Raw genomic sequence first — 18,620 nt, 5'->3', positions numbered from 1 at the left:
GATGAGGGATCGTTTGGAGGACCACCTCAACGCTGACTTCAAGCAGGTGGGCTACCGATGATCCAGCGCAGCGGTGCCGGATACCGAGAACGACGGAGACCTCAGCCGGTCAGGGTCTTGTGGATCCGCTGGAGGGAAACGGGCTCCGCGGCCTTCAGTTCCTGGGCGAAGAGGCTGATCCGAAGTTCCTCGATCAGCCAGCGCGCACGCACCAGGTTGGCGGCCGCGTTCGCCTGCAGGGGGATCGTGCCGCCGGCATCCTCGAACCGGCCCGTGGCTGCCTGGCTCTCATTCATCCAGACCCGGTCGCGGCTCGGATTGTCGCTGAGCTTCACGATGCGCGCGGTGATGCCGCCGAGGTATCGCGGCAAGTGCCGCAGCTGCACGAGTCCCGTGGCGCTCACGAAACCGGGGTAGACGAGCCCGGTCAGCTGCGCGCGGGCATCCGTCAGGGCCGGGAGCAGGGCCATGCTGGTGGACGCCTTGAGCGCCTTGTCGGCGGCGCGCGCGGCGGCGAGGATGCGGGCGACGAGGCCCACCGTATCGAACATGGAATCCATCACGACGCCGGACACCCGGTCCCGGATGGTGTCGAACTCGGCGTGCATGAACACCTGGCCGCCGGGCTTCACCCGGAAAAGCACGTCGTCGACGCTCGCCGCGAGGCAGTCGTCGAACAGCGCCTGGGTGGTGCGATACGGGCTGGTGGCCAGGCTGAGCTTCTCTGCCCCGGTGAGGTGCTGCTGCACGTAGGCCACCGGGGAGGGCGTGGCGAGCAGCAGCAGGCGACGCACGCCATCGGGCAGGGTGCGGGCCTGCTCGGCCTCCGTGCTCATCATGCGGATCGCCACCGACGCACCCTCGTCGACGAGGGTCGGGTAGCCGCGGATGGTGTTGTCACCCTGCCTGGTGTCGAGGAACCGGGGCAGCTCCGGGAAATCCCAGGTGGTGAGTCCGGTGCGCTCGATCGCATTGGTGGGGGTGGCAGCGGATGCCGCGGCCACGCTCTCGCGGGCCTGGGTGCCGAGCCGGCGCTGCAGTTCCAGGAGGTCCTTGCCGGAGGCGCTCGGGCGACCGCGTTCGTCCACGACACGGAACGTCATGCGAAGGTGGGCCGGAACCCGGACCAGCTCGAAGTCGTTCGCCTTCACGGACACGTAGGTGAGCTTCTGGATCAGGGCGGCGAGCGTCTCGGTGAAGGGGACATCGTCGCGGTCGAACATGGAGCCGCGGGTGGCTTCGCCCAGGCCCGACACCCCGACCGAGACCTCGCCCGGCGCCGGCGGCAACTCGTTCAGCAGTCGCTTGGCCCAGTCCCCCGCCGGCACCACGTTGCGACGGATGCTCTTGGGCAGCGACTTGATCAGTGCGGTCACCAGGTCGGCGCGGAGGCCCGGTACCTGCCAGTCGAAGCCGGTGGGAGAGAGCCTCGCGAGCAGGGCCAGAGGGATCTGCACGGTCACGCCGTCGTCGTCCGCGCCGGGCTCGAACCGGTAGCTGAGCGCGAACTTCTGGTCGCCCTGGCGCCAGATCGGCGGGAACACGGCCTCGTCGATCTCCGGCGCGTCCTCGGGCACCAGTGCCTCGGCGGTCATCGTGAGCAGATCGGGCGTCTGGGTGCGCGCCTGGCGCCACCAGGTTTCGAACGTGCGCGATGAGCATACGTCGGCGGGAATGCGTTTCTGGTAGAACTCGAACACGGCCTCGTCGTCGAACAGGATGTCACGGCGCCGCGTGCGCTCCTCGAGTTCGGCGAGTTCCTTGCGCAGGCTCGTGTTCGCCCGGTCGAAGGCCGTGACGCGCTGGTCGATTCGGTCAAGGTCCCATTCACCCTCGACGAGCGCGTGCCGGATGAATAGGTCGCGAGCGTAGGCCGGGTCGACCCGGGAAAACTGGATCCGGCGGCGCGGCACGATCGGCACCCCGTACAGGGTGACCCGCTCGTAGGCGACGACCGCGCCCTGCTTCTTCTCCCAGTGCGGCTCGGAGTAGCTGCGCTTGCAGAGGTCGCCGGCGAGCGGCTCGGCCCACGCGAGGTCGACGACCGCGTTCATCCGGGCGAACAGGCGGCTGGTCTCGACCAGTTCCGCGCTCATCACGGCGTTCGGTTGCTTCTTCGCGAGCGCCGAGCCCGGGAAGATCACGAAACGCTGCTGGCGCGCGCCGATGTAGTCCTTCTTGGCGGTGTCCTTGAGACCGATGTGGGAAAGCAGACCGGCGAGGAGCGAACGGTGGATCCCATCGGGATTCACGCTGGGATCCCCGATGTGGAGACCGAGCGGCTTGGCCATCTGGCGCAACTGCTTGTACACGTCCTGCCATTCGCGCACGCGCAGATAGTTGAGGAACTCGTTCTTGCAGAGGCGTCGGAAGGCGCTGGAACCGAGCTCCTTCTGCTGCGTCTCGAGGTAGTTCCAGAGGTTCAGCAGGCTCAGGAAGTCGCTCGTCGGGTCGGTGAACCGGGCGTGCTGCTGGTCGGCCTGCGCGCGGCGCTCGAGGGGCCGTTCGCGCGGGTCCTGGATGGTGAGCCCGGAGACGATCACCATCACCTCGCGGCTCACCGCCTGCGTCTTCGACTCGATCACCATTCGTCCGAACCGAGGATCGATGGGCAGCTGTGCGAGCTGCTGGCCGATGCGGGTCAGTGTGGAGATGCCGGGCTTGGAGATGCCGGGCTTGGAGATGCCGGATTTGTGGCCGGCGGTGAGCGCAGCCACCGCGCCGAGCTCGGCGAGCAGGTCGAGGCCGTCCTTGATGCCGCGCGAGTCGGGCGGGGTGAGGAACGGGAACGCGGCGATGTCGCCGAGGCCCAGCGAGATCATCTGCAGGATGACCGCGGCCAGGTTCGTGCGCAGCACCTCCGGCTCGGTGTACTCAGGCCGGCGGGTGAAGTCCTCCTCGGAATAGAGGCGGATGGCGATACCGTCGCTGGTGCGGCCGCTTCGGCCCGAGCGCTGGTTCGCGGAGGCCTGCGAGATGGCCTCGATCGGCAGCCGCTGCACCTTCGAGCGCACGCTGTACCGGCTGATCCGGGCGGTCCCGGCGTCGATGACGTAGCGGATGCCCGGCACGGTCAGGCTGGTCTCCGCCACGTTCGTCGCCAGCACGATGCGGCGTCGCACGCCGGCGACCTTAGACGGCTGGAACACCTTGTGCTGGTCGGCGGAGGAGAGCCGCCCGTACAGCGGCAGGATCTCGGTGGGGCTGGTGCGCCCCGAGGAGGCGTACTTGCCCTGCAGGGCGTCCGCGGCGTCCCGAATCTCGGTCTCACCGCTGAGGAAGACCAGAACATCGCCGTTGGACTCCCGTTCGAGCTCATCGAGCGCGGCGGAGATTCCCTCGATGTAGTCCCTGTCCACCGTGGGCGCGGCATCCGTCGTGTCGTCGTCGTCGCCGTCCATCGCCTCGACGACCAGCGGCCGGTAGCGGATCTCCACCGGGTAGGTGCGCCCGGAGACCTCGATGATCGGGGCCGGCGTGCCGTCGGGCGTGGCGAAATGCTCGGCGAAGCTCTGCGGGTCGATCGTCGCGGAGGTGATGATGAGCTTGAGGTCGGGGCGCTGCGGCAGCAGCTGACGCAGGTAGCCGAGCAGGAAGTCGATGTTGAGGCTGCGCTCGTGCGCCTCGTCGATGATGATCGTGTCGTACTTGCGCAGCAGACGGTCGCGGTGCATCTCGTTGAGCAGGATGCCGTCGGTCATCAGCTTGATGCGGGTGTCCGGGCCGACCTGGTCGGTGAACCGCACCTGGTAGCCGACCGTCTGGCCGACTTCCTGTCCGAGTTCCTCGGCGATGCGTTCAGCGATCGTGCGCGCGGCGAGACGGCGGGGTTGCGTGTGGCCGATGTTCTCCCGGCCCAGCTCGAGGCAGATCTTCGGCAGTTGGGTGGTCTTGCCGGAACCCGTCGCGCCGGCGACGATGACCACCTGGTTGTCACGGATGGCGCGCGCGATATCCTCCCGGCGCTGGCTGACCGGAAGCTCGGGTGGGAAGGTGACTTCGACGGGGATCATGAGCCTTCCATCGTATGACCTCGCGGTGAACGACGGATGCTGCCCGGGTTCGCCTGTGATCGGCCCGACGGCTGTGGCTGTATCGGCGCGTTTTTAACCGCACGATGTTAGCATCAAAGAATGATCAACGACGAAGGGACGGGGGACCGGCACGCCGCCCTTGCCTCCGACGCGCGCCGCCAGGTGCTCGACCTCCTGATGGGATCGGCCACCCCGCTCGACGCCGCCGCGGTCGCGGCGCGCATCGGACTGCACGTGACGACCGCCCGGTTCCATCTCGATCAGCTCGAGAACGCCGACCTGATCCGGCGCGCCGTCGGGCGCGCGGGGACGCGTGGCCGCCCGCGAATCCTCTTCACCGCTGGACCCGCCGCCCGGGAAGGCGGCGCCCAGCACGATCTGAGCCGGGTGCTGGCCACCGCGCTCGCCGAGGACGCCGACAGCGGTCGGGCCCGGGCAATCCGCGCTGGTGAGACCTGGGCCGAGAGCTACGCCGACGAGCTGCGGGGGAACGCCGCGGAGGGCATCGCGCCGCTGCTGAGTATCCTCGACCGGCTCGGCTTCGATCCGGAGCTGGTTTCGGCGGTGGAGCCGGCTCCGGCTTCGGAAGCCGAGTCCGCGGCGGACGACGGTGCCTCCGACGGTGCCTCCGACGGTGTCGCCGACGCTGCCGCCCCGCTGATCACCCTGCTGGCCTGCCCGTTTCGCGCCGATGCGCGGGACGCCCCCGACGTCATCTGCTCGGTGCACCTGGGCCTCGTGCGCGGGGTCGCCCGCGAGCTCGGCCACGACCCGGACCAGGTCGGGCTGCGCCCGTTCGTGGGTCCCGAGCTGTGCCATTTGCACCTCGGAAGCGAGTGGGCCGAGCCGAGCCCGCCGGCCGGGTAAGCGCGCAGCCCGACGACGTGAACTGACGCGCTCCGCCTCGCGCGGTCTCGTTCCGCCCTGCCGCCACCGGGAATAACAGCCCGGGAGGAGGGTTAGGTTGGGGAGGGCGGGAACCGCCCGGCGAGGAAGATGACGGATGAACCCGATCGAGTGGCTTTTCGACGCACAGCTGCAGATCGGAACCCAGACCATTCTTTGGCGCGAGATCATCGGCAACGCCTTCGGCATCCTGAGCGCCGTCGGCGGGATGCGCCGTAAGGTGTGGGCCTGGCCGATCGGAATCGCGGGCAACGTGCTGCTGTTCACGGTGTTCCTCGGCGCCGTGTTCGGCACGCCCAACCCGGTCAATCTGCTCGGCCAGGCCGGGCGGCAGATCATGTTCATCGTCGTGTCGATCTTCGGCTGGGTCCAGTGGTCCACCCATCGTCGGGGGAGCGCGCAGGCTGCCGTGGCCCCGCACTGGGCCGGTGCTCGCGCGCGCATCCTGCTCGGATTCGGGCTCGTCGCGGGCACTCTGGTGCTCACGCCGGTCTTCCGTGCGCTCGGCTCGTTCGAGCCCGTCTGGGCCGATGCCTGGATCTTCACCGGCTCGTTGCTGGCCACGTACGGCATGGCGAAGGGCTGGACCGAGTTCTGGCTGATCTGGGTGGCGGTCGACATCGTCGGGGTGCCGTTGCTGCTCAGCGCCGGCTACTACGCCTCGGCCATCCTCTACATCTTCTACGGCGCGTTCACCCTCGCCGGCTTCTTCGTCTGGATGCGCGTGCAGCGCCGCGCCCGCAGGGCCCTCGCGGTCGACCTGGTGGCCGCCCGGCTCTGACCGGCCCTGACCTGCTCCGCTCAGGTTCGTTGAGGAAATACGCAGGGAGCGTTGGGCCGGGGACAGCGGCACAATGGAGGCATGTCCAATCACCTCGCCGACGCAATCAGCCCCTATCTGCGCTCGCACGCCGACAATCCCGTTGCCTGGTTCGGCTGGGGTTCGGAGGCTTTCGTGGAGGCTCGGCTGCGGGATCTGCCCGTGCTCGTCTCGATCGGCTACTCGACCTGCCACTGGTGCCACGTCATGGCCCGGGAGAGCTTTAGCGACCCGGAGCTCGCCGATTACCTGAACCGGCACTTCGTGAGCATCAAGGTCGACCGGGAGGAGCATCCCGAGGTCGACGCCAGCTACCTCGCCGCGGCCAGCGCCTTCGTGGGCGGGCTCGGCTGGCCGCTCAACGTGTTCGTCACCCCCGACGGGCAGGCTTTCTACGCCGGCACCTACTTTCCGCCGCTGCCGTTGCCGGGGCATCCGTCGTTCCGGCAGGTGCTTGAAGCGGTGACGGATGCCTGGACGAACCGCCGCGCCGAGGTCACCGCGAGCGCGTCCCTCGTCGCCGAGACGCTCGCGGCCGCCGCCGCACGACAGGGTGCCGGCGGAGCGCTGCCCGGCCCCGCCGCGCTCGACCGGGTCCAGGCCGAACTCGTGGGCCTGGAAGACCCCCGCTTCGGCGGATTCGGCGGCGCGCCCAAGTTTCCCGTAGCGCCGGTGCTGGGGTTTCTGCTCGGCCGGCCGGGTGTCGTGGGACAGGTCCCGGAAGCGCAGGCCCTCGCCCTGCGCACCCTGAAGCGCATGGGTGCCTCGCCCCTGCGCGACCCGGTGGAGGGCGGTTTCTTCCGCTACGCCGTGAACCGGGACTGGAGCGACCCGCACTACGAGCGGATGCTCTACGACAACGCGCAGCTGCTCGACCTCTACACCCAGGCCTGGCAGCTCACCGGCGAGAAATGGGCGCAGACGGTCGCGGAGGGTGTCGCCGGGTTCCTCACGACCGTGCTGCGCCTGCCCGGCGGCGGGTTCGCCAGCGCCCAGGACTCCGAGAGCACCGTTGCCGGTCGCCGCGTCGAGGGCTTGTACTACACCCTGGACGAGGACGCCCGGCGGCAGGAGGAGCCGCCCGCGCTCGATGAAAAGGTGCTCACCGGCTGGAACGGCCTTGCCATCAGAGCCCTGGCCCGCGCCGGGTTCGCCCTCGCCGATCCCGACCTCACGACGGCGGCCGCGAGGGCCGCCGACCACCTGCTCACGCGTCACCTGCGCTGGGACGGCAGCCTCGTGCGGGCCTCCATCGCGGGGCGCACGTCTGCCGCTCAGGCCACCCTGGAGGACTTCGGGATGTGTGCACAGGGTCTCCTCGAGCTTGCTCTGGCCACGGGCGAGGTGCGCTATGCCACGGCCGCGCGCCGGCTCATCGACGGCACGCTGGGGGGAACGGATGCCAAAACGGTACCGTCCGCCACCGACATCCCCGGCTCCGGCACTCCCGGCACCAATGCCCCCACCGACGCCGCCGGCACGGCCGGCACTGTCGCCGGCGGGATGCCGTTTCGCGCTCCCGACGGGCCCGACCCGGTGCTTGCCGCGCAGGGACTCGCCCTGGACGTCGACCCGTCGGAGGGGGCCTACCCGTCCGGGATCACGGCGACCGCAGAGGCGGCGAACCTGCTCTACCTGCTGACCGCCGACGACCGCTATCGCGCGGCCGCCGTTGCCGCGATGGCGGCCCTCGCCGAGCGCGCACTCGAACGCCCGCTCGCCTTCGGGGCGGCCCTGCGACTGTCCGGCATTCTGACCGGCCCCGTGGAACAACTCGTGGTGGTCGGGGCGGACGTGGTCGGGCCGGGGGCAGGGCCGGACGCGGCCGCCCCCGAGCAACCCGCCGCACTGCTCGACGCGGTGCGCCGACGCGGGAGCGGGCTCGTCGCATCCGTCACCGAGGTTCAGGCGCAGGCCTTCGCCGACGCCGGCTTCGAACTGTTCCGCGGCCGGGTCGCACACCAGGGTCTGCCGACGGCCTACCTCTGCCGTGACTTCGTCTGCCGCCTGCCCGTCACCGATCCCGCCGACCTGCCGATGGCCTGACCCGGACGGAGGCTGGTCGGCCCGGTGGCCGCGCCGGGAACAGAATGGACAGATGGGCATACAGATCAAGCGGGTCTACGACGAACTTTCCGCGAGCGACGGGACCCGGGTGCTGGTCGACCGGCTGTGGCCGCGCGGAGTCTCGAAGGAGGAAGCCCGGCTCGACGCCTGGCTGAAGCAGATCGCGCCCAGCCCGGAGCTGCGCCGGTGGTGGAACCACGACCGGGCACTTCTGGATGAGTTCGCGGTGCGCTACCGGGCCGAACTCGACACCGCACCCGAGACGACGGCGGCCGTGCAAAAACTCCGCACGCTCATCGCCCGCGACGAGGAGAAGCAGACGACAACCACGCTGGTCTACGGCGCTCGGGACCCGATGGTGAACCACGCCAGGATCCTGGCCGAGTATGTGATTGACAGGGCCTGACCCGTTCGCCTGACCCGATACCTGAGCGGAAATCGCGCCGGCCGTCGGGCCTCCGAAGTAACTACAAGCCGGTAACCTCAAGCCGGCAACCTCACGCCAGCCGACCTCATCGGTCTGCGCCGACGACCGAACGGACTCCGGCGATGGTTCCCGAAATCACCATCGGGGCCGTACTCCTGGCCACCGCGTCCAGCATGGTCGTCGGCGCGATCGGGTACTCGCACCTGGCGTTCGGTACCTCCTGGATGACAGCCGTCGGCCACGACGAGGAAAGCCTGCGCACGGGTTCGACCGCGATCACCGGGCGGTCCCGTCACCGCGGCGAGCGGGGGACGCAGAAGACGTAGAATAACAACGGCGCCACCGCGTTCCGCCGGCTGCTTCGCTCCGGTCTCTGAACCGGTCGTTGCTGTCCGGCATCAACGGACGCACTCTCCCCGGCACTGCGTGTGGTTGCCTCGTGAATGAGTGTTCCCAATTCTTCTCGAGGAGGACCATGGCCACGTTCGATCGCCCGGAAACCGAGCGTCGCTCCTCGAACGAACCGGCAGACAACCTGCCCGTGCTGACGCTGAGCCAGGAACCCGAGCTCGTGCTGCTCTCACCCGACCCGCGCACCCGCCGTTTCGATCGTGATGACGTGGTCGTGCGCAAGGGCGAGATCAACTTGATCAACGGTCACTTCACCCCCCACGAGTCGATGGTCAAGGACCTCCTCGCGGTCCGCGACGCGCTCGAACGGGCCGGCATCGACTTCCTGCTCGTGCGCGGCGACGGGGACCGCCCGGTGATCGCGGTCGACCGCAAACGCCGCAAGAACCTCACCCGCATCCTTGCGGAGGCTTTCGCGAACGAGCCCTTCTACGCCAAGCCCCTCGACGGGAATCTGGCCCCGGCCCTGCTCCTGGCGGACGGCGCCCTGACGACGCTGCGCAAGTCATCCGTCTTCCGGGTCTACCGACCGCGCATCGAGCCGATCGGCCGCCTGCGCTACGGCGCCGAGACGGCCTTCCAGTTCGAGCTCTGGCACTTCGGCGACGATGAGATCGTCGCGCCCGTCGAGAACTCGCTGATGCGGGCACGTCTGCCGCGTTCGGAGGCCCGCGAGACCACGATCGACCTCTTCGGGCGCACCTGGCGCACCCTGCAGCACATGTTCGACGACCTGGCCAGCGACGTCAGTTTCGATATCGACATGGTCTTCTCCTGGGTCGACGGCTCGTCCAGTGATTTCCAGCGTGAGCGGGCCAAGCGTATGCAGGCCTATGTCGTCGGAGACGGCGACGATTCGGATGCCCGTTTCCGCCAGATCGACGAGCTCAAGTACGCCCTCCGCAGCGTCTACATGTTCGCGCCCTGGGTGCGCCGCATCTTCATTGCCACGGATTCGCCGGCCCCGGTGTGGCTGGCCGAGCACCCGCGCGTCACCATCATGCGCAGCGAGGATTTCTTCCCCGACCTGAGTGTTCTGCCCACGCACAACTCGCACGCCGTGGAGAGTCAGCTGCACCGCATCCCCGGACTGGCCGAGCATTTCCTCTATTCCAACGACGACATGTTCTTCGGCCGCCCTGTCGGACCGGAGCTGTTCTTCTCTCCGGGCGGCGTGACCAAGTTCATCGAGGCATCCACCCGGATCGGCCTCGGCGAGAACAACACCAGCCGCAGCGGGTTCGAGAACGGCGCCCGGGTCAACCGCGCCCTGCTGCGCGATCGGTTCGGCAAGGTCACCACGCGGCACCTCGAGCACACGGCGGCGCCGCTCCGCAGGAGTGTGATGCAGGAACTCGAAGCGGAGTTCCCCGGCGATTTCGCCCGCACTGCGGCCAGCCAGTTCCGCTCAGCGACCGATATCTCGGTCACGAACTCGCTGTACCACTACTACGCGCTGATGACCGGGCGGGCGGTCGAGCAGACCCAGGCGCGCTCACTGTACATCGAAACCACGCTGAAGCTGGCACTGCGTCAGATGAACGCCCTGCGCAAGCGCCGCGACCAGGACATGTTCTGCCTGAACGACGGAAGCAACCCGGAGATCTCCGACGAGGTTCGCCGCGCGGCCGTGACCGACTTCCTCGAACGTTACTTCCCGATCGTCGCCCCGTGGGAACGCGAGAACCAGCTCGTTCCCGGCCAGGCCGGGCACACGCCGCCGTCTAGTGCAGAACCGGGATCGGTGTGGTCATCGGGGGTTCGCGGAACGTTGGCAGAGTACCCGCGGGCATGATCCGGATGTTGTCGCCGGCGAGCCGTCGCGCACTTTCCGTCGCGTCGACGTAGTCCAGCGCCGGGTAGTCACCCAGCGGAACGACCGAGTGCAGTATCGTGTCAGCAAACACATGCACGAGGTTGAAGGTGCGTGCCCCGTCGCGGCCCCGCGTGCCGCCGACCGGAACATTCAGGTCCTGGGTGTAGCAGGTGGCCGACGCCACCGACACCGGAATGCCCGCGAACGTCGCGGTCGAGGAGTAGTGCAGGTGCCCGGCGAGGATGCTGCGCACATCCGAGCCGCGCAACACCTGTGCAAGACGGGCCTGGCCGCGCAACTCGACCGACACGGCCAGGTCGAGCACGCTCGGCACGGGCGGGTGGTGCATGGCCAGAATGGTGCCGTCCGGCGCCGGAACGCTCAGCTGGCCGGCCAGCCAGCGCAGTTGGTCGTCGGTCACGGCGCCGTGGTGGTGGCCGGGAACGGAGGTGTCGAGCGTGATCAGGCGCAGGCCGCCGATGTAGTCGACGTGGTCGATCGGCTCGGTGGTCGCCGGCTCGTTCAGCAGCGTGCTGCGGAACGCCGCCCGATCGTCGTGGTTGCCCATCACCCAGAAGACGCGGGCACCGAGCCGCGCCGCGGCCGGCTCGACGATTAGTTGAGCGGCCCGGTAGGCATCCGGTTCGCCCTTGTCGGCCAGGTCACCCGTGATGATGATGGCGTCGGGTCGGCCGGAGGAGGCTTCGACCTCCGCAAACAGCTGCGCGAGATGGGCGGTGCTGTCGACCTGGTCGTACAGGCGCCCGCCGTTCGCAAGCAGGTGGGTGTCGCTGAGGTGGAGTAGAAAATGATCCGGCTTGGGGTATTCGGCCGTTCGAATGTTCACGGAGCATCCATTCGTTGGGGCTAAGAGCTCTTCGAAGAGTTGGCTGACTCTACTCTGATTATTTGAGCAGCATGAGCTGAACCTTAGGTGAATGCCAGGCGAACACGGTGAAGAGCCCGGGTGTTTCGCCTCCGGGTCCGTCGTCACCGCGAGATCAGGGCGTGGTCTCCTTCGTACCCTCTTGCGCCTGCAACGGCTGCTCGGCCGAGGTGGCTCACCAAGGGATGGGTCAGGCCCGAGGTCCGAACGGAGTCAACCGCGCCGCCGCGTGCGAAGCTAGAGCGTGCGCACCTCTTCGTCGATCAGCCCCGTTCGCTACCTGGCGGGGGCGTTCGTCGCAATCATCCTGTTCGCCGGGCTCTACCTCTACTTCGTGCGCACCCTCTCCGGCCAGACCATGGACCAGCTCGCCTTCGACGGCGCGGAGTTCGGACGCCGCAGCGTCACCCCGCTCGCGCAGGAGCTGCTGGATGCCGTTCCGCTGGTCTCCGTCATCGCCGGACTGCTGCTCACCGGGGTCGTGACCGTCGTTCGGCGCAACGGCAGGACCCTGATCGTGGCCTGCGGGGTAGCGCTGGCCGCCGTGTTGAGCACTCAGCTGCTGAAGATCATGCTCCTGACCCGGCCGGACCTCGGGGTGGAGGGCTACGACGGCAACTCGTTCCCCTCGGGACATACAACGGTGGCGGCGGCATCCGCTCTCGCCGTTTTCCTGGTCGCGAGTCCCCGCACGCGCGGCCTCGCCGCCCTCGGCGGTTCCGGCTTCGCCATCCTGGCCGGGGTCGCCACGCTGGCGAACGGCTGGCATCGGCCCAGCGATGTCATCGCGGCTCTGCTCGTCGTGGCGGTCTGGGGTTGCGTGGCCGGCCTGGTGCTGACCCGCGGCCCGTGGTCGATGGGCGGTGCACCGCGCGGCGGGACGAACGCCCGCCCGCCCAGAGTCGACCGCCTGCAGCTGCGCATCCTGATCCCGTTCGCCGCGGTCGCGGTCGCCGCGTTCCTGGTCACGTACTTCCGTGCGTTCGGCGATACCCCGGGAACCCTCATCGCGTACATCGGCGGCGTCACCGCGATCGTTGCCGCGGGGCTCGGGATCGGGTTCACGGGCATCCGTTTGTTCGCCCCGCTGCCCTGATCTGACGGCATTTACGGGGGTGTGCCGGGCCGTGCCCACGTGTAACACTTGGGCTATGCCCGTCACTCTTAGAGCGCTCCAGACCGTGGTCCCCCCGACAGTACTGATCCAGGATCAGGTGCGCGACATCTTCGCCGCCCAGCCGGGACTCAGCCGCCTGGCCCAGCGCCTGGTGACCGCGTCGTTCAACCTGTCCGGGATCGACACCCGGCACACCGTCATTGACGAGCTCACTCTCGACAAGGCGTCGTCCGATCCCCAGTTCTTCGACGCCGCCACGCAGGAGCTGCTCAAGCCGAGCACCCGGGTGCGCAACGAGCTCTACATCGTGGAGGCGACGAAGCTGTTCGTCGAGGCCGGGCGACGGGCCCTCGAGGCGTGCCCCGGCATCGAGGCCTCGGACATCACGCATGTGGTTACCGTGTCGTGCACCGGGTTCTACGCTCCGGGACCCGACTACATGCTCGTGCGCGAGCTGGGCCTGAACCCCGCGACCCAGCGCTACCACCTCGGCTTCATGGGCTGCTACGCGTCGATGCCGGCCCTGCGCACGGCGAAGCAGTTCGTCGACGCCGACCCGAACGCCGTCGTGCTCGTCGTCAGCGCCGAGCTGTGTTCGCTGCACCTGCGCACCTCGGACGACCCGGACACGATCGTCGCCTCCTCGCTGTTCTCGGATGGAGCTGCGGCTGGGATCGTCAGCTCCCGCGCCCCCGCGGCGGGCGAGAACGCCCTCAACCTCGACCTGTTCGAGACCGTGATCACTCCCATCGGCGAGGGGGACATGGCCTGGAAGATCGGCGACGAAGGGTTCGAGATGATCCTCAGCACCTACGTGCCGCACATCATCGACCAGCACATCGAGGGGGCGCTGGCACCCCTCTTCGCGCGGGACGTCGCGCTCAGCGCAGTGTTGGCGCCGGCGCTTGTGCCTTCCAGGGTGCCGTCGCTCCTGCCTGCCGGGGTGCCGGAGGGTGTCTCGGCCGGGTCGGTCGCAACCCTGGTCGCACCGGTTGACGTCGCACCGGTCACCACACCGGCCACCGCGATCGCGCACTGGGCGATCCATCCGGGCGGGCGCAGCATCCTGGACAAGACCGAGGCGAAGCTCGGGCTGAGCGAGGCGCAGCTCGTGCCCTCGCGGGAGACTCTCCGCACCTACGGCAACATGAGCAGCGCGACGATCCTGTTCGTGCTCAAGGCCATCCTCGACTCCCCGGCCACGGATGACGGCGAGCGGGTCTGCGCGATGGCGTTCGGCCCGGGGCTCACGGTCGAATCCGGGCTGATGACCGTCACCGCCGGGTAGCGGAAGTGGGCATCCCGTCGATGCATTTCCCTTCGGCGCGCCGATCGTCGCGGAGTCGTCCCTTCCTGGGCGTCTCGTCGCTGGGCGTTCCGTCACTGGGCGTTCCGTCGCTGCGCCGGCGCGCGAGTGACGCCGTCGAGCTCATGGACGACCCCGACTGCGACCCCGTCAAACTCGCCAGCACCTACGCGAACTTCCGGTTTGTGAACGGCGTGGTGTCGGGGTGGCGCGGGATGTACCGCCGCGATATCCGGCCATTGCTGTCGAGCACTCGGGAGAGCACCCTGCTCGACGTCGGCTGCGGCGGCGGCGACGTGGCGCGGGCGCTGGCCCGCTGGGCCGCCCGGGACGGCCTGCGCCTGCGCATCACGGCCGTTGACCCGGATGCCCGCGCGCACGCCTACGCGATGAGTCTGCCCCCACTGCCCGGACTGACGTTTCGGCGGGCGCTCAGTTCCGATCTCGTCGCAGAAAGGCGCCGGTTCGACGTCGTCGTCTCCAACCATGTGCTGCACCACCTCACCGGCGAACAGCTCGGCGGACTGCTCGCCGACTCGGAACGGCTCGCCGCGCACCGGGTGCTGCACGCCGACATCGAACGCAGCCGGTTCGCGTACCTCGGCTTCGGGCTCGGCACCTGGCCGCTCTTTCGCCGGTCGTTCATCCGCGACGACGGGCTCACCTCCATTCGCCGCAGTTTTACGGCGGCCGAGCTGCGCGAGGTGGTGCCGCCCGGGTGGCAGGTGACGCGGGAACATCCGTCGCGCCTCGTGCTGCGCCGGGTGGTGCCGACCGGACCGGCGTCTGCCGGGCTCGCGTCGGCTGTGTCGGCGTCGGCTGGGTCGGTTCTTGCTGACACGGTGCCGGCGAGAGTGTCCTTTCCGGTCAAAAGTGACCGGCGCAACGGGCATTCTCGACCGGAAAGGGAACCTGAACGCGTGCACGTGCACGAGCGGGGGCAGGCGAACGACAGCGGGGCACGGGTTCGGGACGTGATCGTGGTCGGCGGGGGACCGGTGGGCATCCTGCTCGCTGGACTGCTGGCGGTGCGCGGTGTCGACGTGGAGGTGGTCGAGCAGCGAGCCAAGCCGTCGCTGCGATCCCGGGCCATCGGCATCCACCCGCCGTCGTTGCGGGCTCTGGAGCAACTGGGCGTGGCAGAAGAGGTGCTCGCCCGGGCGGTGCGCATCCGCGGCGGTGTGGTGCGCTCGGACGGGCGCACGCTGGGCCGACTGGCGTTCACCGAAACCGTCGACCGGATGCAGAGCGTGATCTCTCTGCCGCAGTTCGAGACCGAGGCCGTGCTGCGCGCGCGCTTCGCCGAACTCGCGCCCGGCCGGCTGCGCGGCGGCGTAACGGTGACCGGGGTGTCCGAGCGCGGTGGTCGGGTCGCGGTCGAGACGGCTAAGACAGTCGAGACGGCGAAGCCAGGCGGGACTCACGGGACGGTCGAGGGGATCGGGACGGGCGGGACGGGCGAGGGGGGCGTGTCTGCCGGCGAAACTCTCGAGGCTCGCTACGTGGTCGCCGCCGACGGCGCCCGCAGTCTCGTGCGCGACCTACTCGGCATCCGCTGCACCGCGCGCACCGGCGGCGAGACGTATCTGATGAGCGACTACCCCGACACGGGGGAGCATCTCGGGGAGGCCGTGCTCTTCTTCGAGCGGGGTGGTGTGGTCGAGTCGTTCCCGTTGCCGGGAGGCCGACGCCGCTGGGTGGCCATGACCCCGACCCTGCAGGCCGATGCGACGTCCGACGACCTGGCTGCGCTCATCCGTGCCCGCACCGGCACGCAGCTGCCTCCGACGACCGCGGAGGCCAGCGCCTTCTCGGTGCAGCAGCGCCTCGCCACGAGACTTGTAGCGGGACGGGTCGTGCTCATCGGCGACGCGGCGCACCAGATCAGCCCGATCGGCGGGCAGGGCATGAACCTCGGGTGGCTCGACGCGCTGCAACTGGCCCCGGCGCTGGAGCGGGCGCTGCGGGATCCGGAGGCCGCTTCAGGCGTGCTCGGGGATTACGACCGCCGCCGCCGGCGCAGCGCTCGGATGGCCGCCCGGCAGGCCGACTTCAACATGGCGATGGGCGGACCCGTGCAGGGGCTTCGCCTGCGCGCGCGGAACGGCCTCGTGCGCGCCCTCGCGGCGCCGCCCGCCAGCGCCGTGCTCGCCCGCGCCTTCACCATGCGCTGGCTGTAGCTCGCCGCCGCTGGCGCGCCCGCTCGACTCGATCGGCCCGGTGCGCTGGGGCTAACTCAGGAGAAACGTGCGGATGGTGTGGCCGACTCGCAGAACTCCGCGCAAACATGCGGAAATTTGCGGGGGCGCGGCCGCCGCTCGCCGGAATCTCCTGAGTTGGCCACGACGTGTGCGCGGCTGCTGCTGCTGCTGCTGCTGCTGCCCGATTCGGGGTGCAGGTCGGTCCGTGCGCACAACTCCTCCAATTCGGCGGAGCTGCTGCACGGATGCCCGGGACGCCTGGGCGGTTCCGGGCACGCACCGGAATTGGCAGGAGTTATGCGCCGGGGCGATGGATGACCCGGGCCGGCCGGGTGGTGCGGGCTGGGCGGGGCTGGCCCGGTCGGGCAGGTCATTGGGGCTAACTCAGGAGAAACGAGCGCACGGTGCGGTCGGCCCGCAGAATCATGCGGAACTTCGCGGGGCTGGGACCGCTGCTCGTGGAATCTCCTGAGTTAGCCACGGAATGAAAGGTTCAGCTGGGTGTGCACGGCGAGCCGGGCCGGGCCGCGGCTAGCCGGCGCGGGCCGGCGCCGGCGGGGTCCGGAGGCCGCGCACTGCAACGTCGCCGACGACCGCGGGGATGATCGGGGTGGAGGTGACCTGGCCGGTGACCGGATCGGGTTCCAGGCCGAGCACGGTGCCGAGCACGGAGACCGCCGCCGCCGCCGACCAGGCCTGCGGGCGGCAGGCGGCCGGGTAGGGAACCGCGGCGGCAACCAGGGAGGACGCGTCGCCCGAGTGCAGTTCCGGCATGCGGTAGTCGAATGATTCGGCCGCCGCGAGCAGCCCCTCGATCAGGATGCCGGCCTCGGCACCGAAACCGGCGCGCCCCAGGCCGGCGATCGCGATCGCTGTGTCGTGGGTCCACACCGAGCCGCCGTGGTAGCTCAGCGGCCAGTAGCCGACGGAGTCCGTCGACATCGTGCGGAGACCGTAGCCGGAGTTCAACTCCGGGGACACGAGCCGGGCGGCCACAAGGGCGGACTCCTCCGCGGAGAGCAGCCCGGTTCCGAGCAGGTGGCCGATGTTGCTGGTCACAGTGTCGACCGGGCACTTGAAGGCGTCGAGGGCGACGGCCGGGTAGCGGCCGGCGGGCGCGTCGATCCAGAACGAGTCCCGGAACCGGGTCTGGAGCGCGGCCGCCCGGGCGCGCCAGGCGTCGCCGCCGGCCCTGCCGAAGGCGTCGAGCAGTTCGGCGCCGCCGATGTAGGCCTCGTAGGCGTAGGCCTGCACCTCGCAGAGGGCGATCGGTCCATCGGCGAGGCTGCCGTCGCGCCACTGGATCGAGTCGCCGGAGTCCTTCCAGCCCTGGTTCGCGAGGCCGTGGCCGGTGATGTCGACGTATTCGAGGAAGCCGTCGCCGTCGCTGTCGCCGAAGTCGCGCATCCAGCCGAGGGCCGCTTCGAGGGCAGGCAGCAGAGCCTCGACTTCTTCGGTGGCCAAACCCCAACGGTAGGCGTCGCGCAGCAGGCAGATCCAGAGCGGGGTGGCGTCGACGGTGCCGTAGTACAGCGGCGGCAGCGACAGGCTCTCGCCGGGCATCGAGTACACATCGGGGCGCAGTTCGTGCATGATCTTGCCGGGCTGTTCCGCGGTCTCGGTGTCGCTCTTGGTGCCCTGCAGCTGCGCGAGCAGGCGCAGCGTGGAGCCCGCGATCTCGGTGCCGAGCGGCAGCAGGAAGCGCGCCGCCCACAGGGAATCCCGGCCGAACAGGGTGAAGAACCAGGGGGCGCCGGCGGCCAGGAACGGCTCGGCCGGACTCGTCGTGGTGGCCATCCGCAGACCGGTCAGGTCGTCGAGCGCACGTGCCACCCAACGTCCGAGGCGCTCATCGCCGGAGCGCACCGACACCCCGGACCACTCAGGCAGCCCCGATGCGGCCTGCACCACGGTGGCCGCGTGCGCGATCTCGACGGTCCACTCCACGGTGACGCTGCTTTTCGCGGGCACGGTGACCGACCAGGTGCCGGTGACCTCGGTGTCAGCCTCGGCGGTCGAGCCGGTCAGCACCCCGTCGTCGCTCACCCCCACCAGCGCCGCCACGGTGTCGGTCGACAGACGGATGCCCCCGCTCGCCTCCGTCACAACGACATCCGGTGCCGCGGGCAGGTCCACGCCCCCGAAAGCGTCGCGCTCGGCGGCACCCGCGAGGCCGGCCTTTACGGTCTGCATATCGGCGAAATCGGGCGTCAGGCGCACGGACACGGTCGTGTCGACAGCCTGCTCGAGTCCCGAGATGATCTCGATCCGTTCGGTCAGGCGCCCCGCGGTGACCGTGCGGGTGACTTCGAGCCGCAGCCGGGGGTCGGCGGTGCGGTCGTCGAGGTGGCGGAGCAGCGACGTGAAGGTGACCTCTCCCGCGCCGCGCTGGGCGTGTCCGATCGCTTCGCCGATCCGGCCGCCGATCAGCAGGGACCAGCCGGAGAGGATCCGGGTGTCCGCGTGGTACAAGCCGTGGATGGGTTTGTCGGTCTGCCCGTCGGACCGCGACCACGCCTGGGTCGGGGCCGCCAGAACGATGGCGGAGTCATGGAGCAGAGGCTGAACGGGGTGAGAGAACATGAGCGAGGTACGACTCCAGAGGGGGTTGTGGTGCGGATCTGCAGAA

General features: G+C 69.5%; 12 protein-coding genes. 9 read left to right on the top strand and 3 right to left on the bottom strand.

Annotation, left to right across the window (positions count from 1 at the left end; translation table 11 throughout):
• Positions 1 to 101: 101 nt before the first annotated feature.
• Positions 102 to 4,013 (bottom strand): ATP-dependent RNA helicase HrpA, encoded by a 3,912-nt coding sequence (gene hrpA / locus E3T25_RS05965; protein ID WP_134373040.1) that lies wholly within the window; start codon positions 4,011 to 4,013, stop codon positions 102 to 104.
• 120 nt (positions 4,014 to 4,133) lie between these two features.
• Between hrpA and E3T25_RS05960 the strand changes: the two genes are divergently transcribed.
• The 6 genes from E3T25_RS05960 (at position 4,134) to E3T25_RS05935 (ending at position 10,460) form a co-directional block, all read left to right on the top strand.
• Positions 4,134 to 4,901, top strand: a complete 768-nt coding sequence (locus E3T25_RS05960; protein WP_134373037.1) for a helix-turn-helix transcriptional regulator — start codon at positions 4,134 to 4,136, stop codon at positions 4,899 to 4,901.
• A gap of 136 nt (positions 4,902 to 5,037) precedes the next feature.
• Positions 5,038 to 5,721, top strand: a complete 684-nt coding sequence (gene pnuC, locus E3T25_RS05955; RefSeq protein ID WP_104099555.1) for a nicotinamide riboside transporter PnuC — start codon at positions 5,038 to 5,040, stop codon at positions 5,719 to 5,721.
• Between the two features lie 81 nt (positions 5,722 to 5,802).
• A complete protein-coding gene (locus E3T25_RS05950) occupies positions 5,803 to 7,806 on the top strand; it encodes a thioredoxin domain-containing protein (protein ID WP_134373034.1) in 2,004 nt (667 codons plus the stop codon).
• 52 nt (positions 7,807 to 7,858) lie between these two features.
• Positions 7,859 to 8,233, top strand: a complete 375-nt coding sequence (locus tag E3T25_RS05945; protein ID WP_134373031.1) for a DUF488 domain-containing protein — start codon at positions 7,859 to 7,861, stop codon at positions 8,231 to 8,233.
• A 143-nt stretch (positions 8,234 to 8,376) separates the two neighbouring features.
• Complete coding sequence (locus E3T25_RS17355) at positions 8,377 to 8,580, top strand: DUF1761 domain-containing protein (protein WP_134373028.1); 204 nt, start codon at positions 8,377 to 8,379, stop codon at positions 8,578 to 8,580.
• A gap of 149 nt (positions 8,581 to 8,729) precedes the next feature.
• The gene (locus E3T25_RS05935; RefSeq protein WP_134373025.1) at positions 8,730 to 10,460 is read left to right on the top strand and encodes a stealth family protein; all 1,731 of its coding nucleotides are present in this window, start codon (positions 8,730 to 8,732) and stop codon (positions 10,458 to 10,460) included.
• On the opposite strand, the gene E3T25_RS05930 is transcribed toward E3T25_RS05935, so the two are convergent.
• On the bottom strand, positions 10,390 to 11,328 hold the full coding sequence (locus E3T25_RS05930) for a phosphodiesterase (RefSeq protein ID WP_174720204.1): 939 nt from the start codon (positions 11,326 to 11,328) through the stop codon (positions 10,390 to 10,392). The genes E3T25_RS05935 and E3T25_RS05930 overlap by 71 nt on opposite strands.
• A gap of 283 nt (positions 11,329 to 11,611) precedes the next feature.
• On the opposite strand from E3T25_RS05930, the gene E3T25_RS05925 reads away from it, so the two are divergent.
• Genes E3T25_RS05925 through E3T25_RS05910 form a run of 3 tightly spaced genes read left to right on the top strand, consistent with a single transcriptional unit; the run spans position 11,612 to position 15,970 of the window.
• Positions 11,612 to 12,463 (top strand): phosphatase PAP2 family protein, encoded by an 852-nt coding sequence (locus E3T25_RS05925; RefSeq protein WP_134373022.1) that lies wholly within the window; start codon positions 11,612 to 11,614, stop codon positions 12,461 to 12,463.
• 55 nt (positions 12,464 to 12,518) lie between these two features.
• Positions 12,519 to 13,772, top strand: coding sequence for a type III polyketide synthase (locus E3T25_RS05920; RefSeq protein WP_233191158.1), 1,254 nt, complete (start codon positions 12,519 to 12,521; stop codon positions 13,770 to 13,772).
• 20 nt (positions 13,773 to 13,792) lie between these two features.
• On the top strand, positions 13,793 to 15,970 hold the full coding sequence (locus E3T25_RS05910; RefSeq protein ID WP_338145469.1) for an FAD-dependent monooxygenase: 2,178 nt from the start codon (positions 13,793 to 13,795) through the stop codon (positions 15,968 to 15,970).
• Positions 15,971 to 16,522: 552 nt separating this feature from the next.
• Here E3T25_RS05910 and E3T25_RS05905 read toward each other — a convergent pair.
• The gene (locus E3T25_RS05905; protein WP_134373019.1) at positions 16,523 to 18,574 is read right to left on the bottom strand and encodes a glycogen debranching N-terminal domain-containing protein; all 2,052 of its coding nucleotides are present in this window, start codon (positions 18,572 to 18,574) and stop codon (positions 16,523 to 16,525) included.
• Positions 18,575 to 18,620: the final 46 nt, after the last annotated feature.

Origin of the sequence: Cryobacterium sandaracinum (assembly GCF_004403415.1) — a bacterium.
Taxonomy (GTDB): Bacteria; Actinomycetota; Actinomycetes; order Actinomycetales; family Microbacteriaceae; genus Cryobacterium; species Cryobacterium sandaracinum.
The sequence above is the reverse complement of the archived record's forward strand: the minus strand, read 5'-3'. Positions and strand labels throughout refer to the sequence as shown.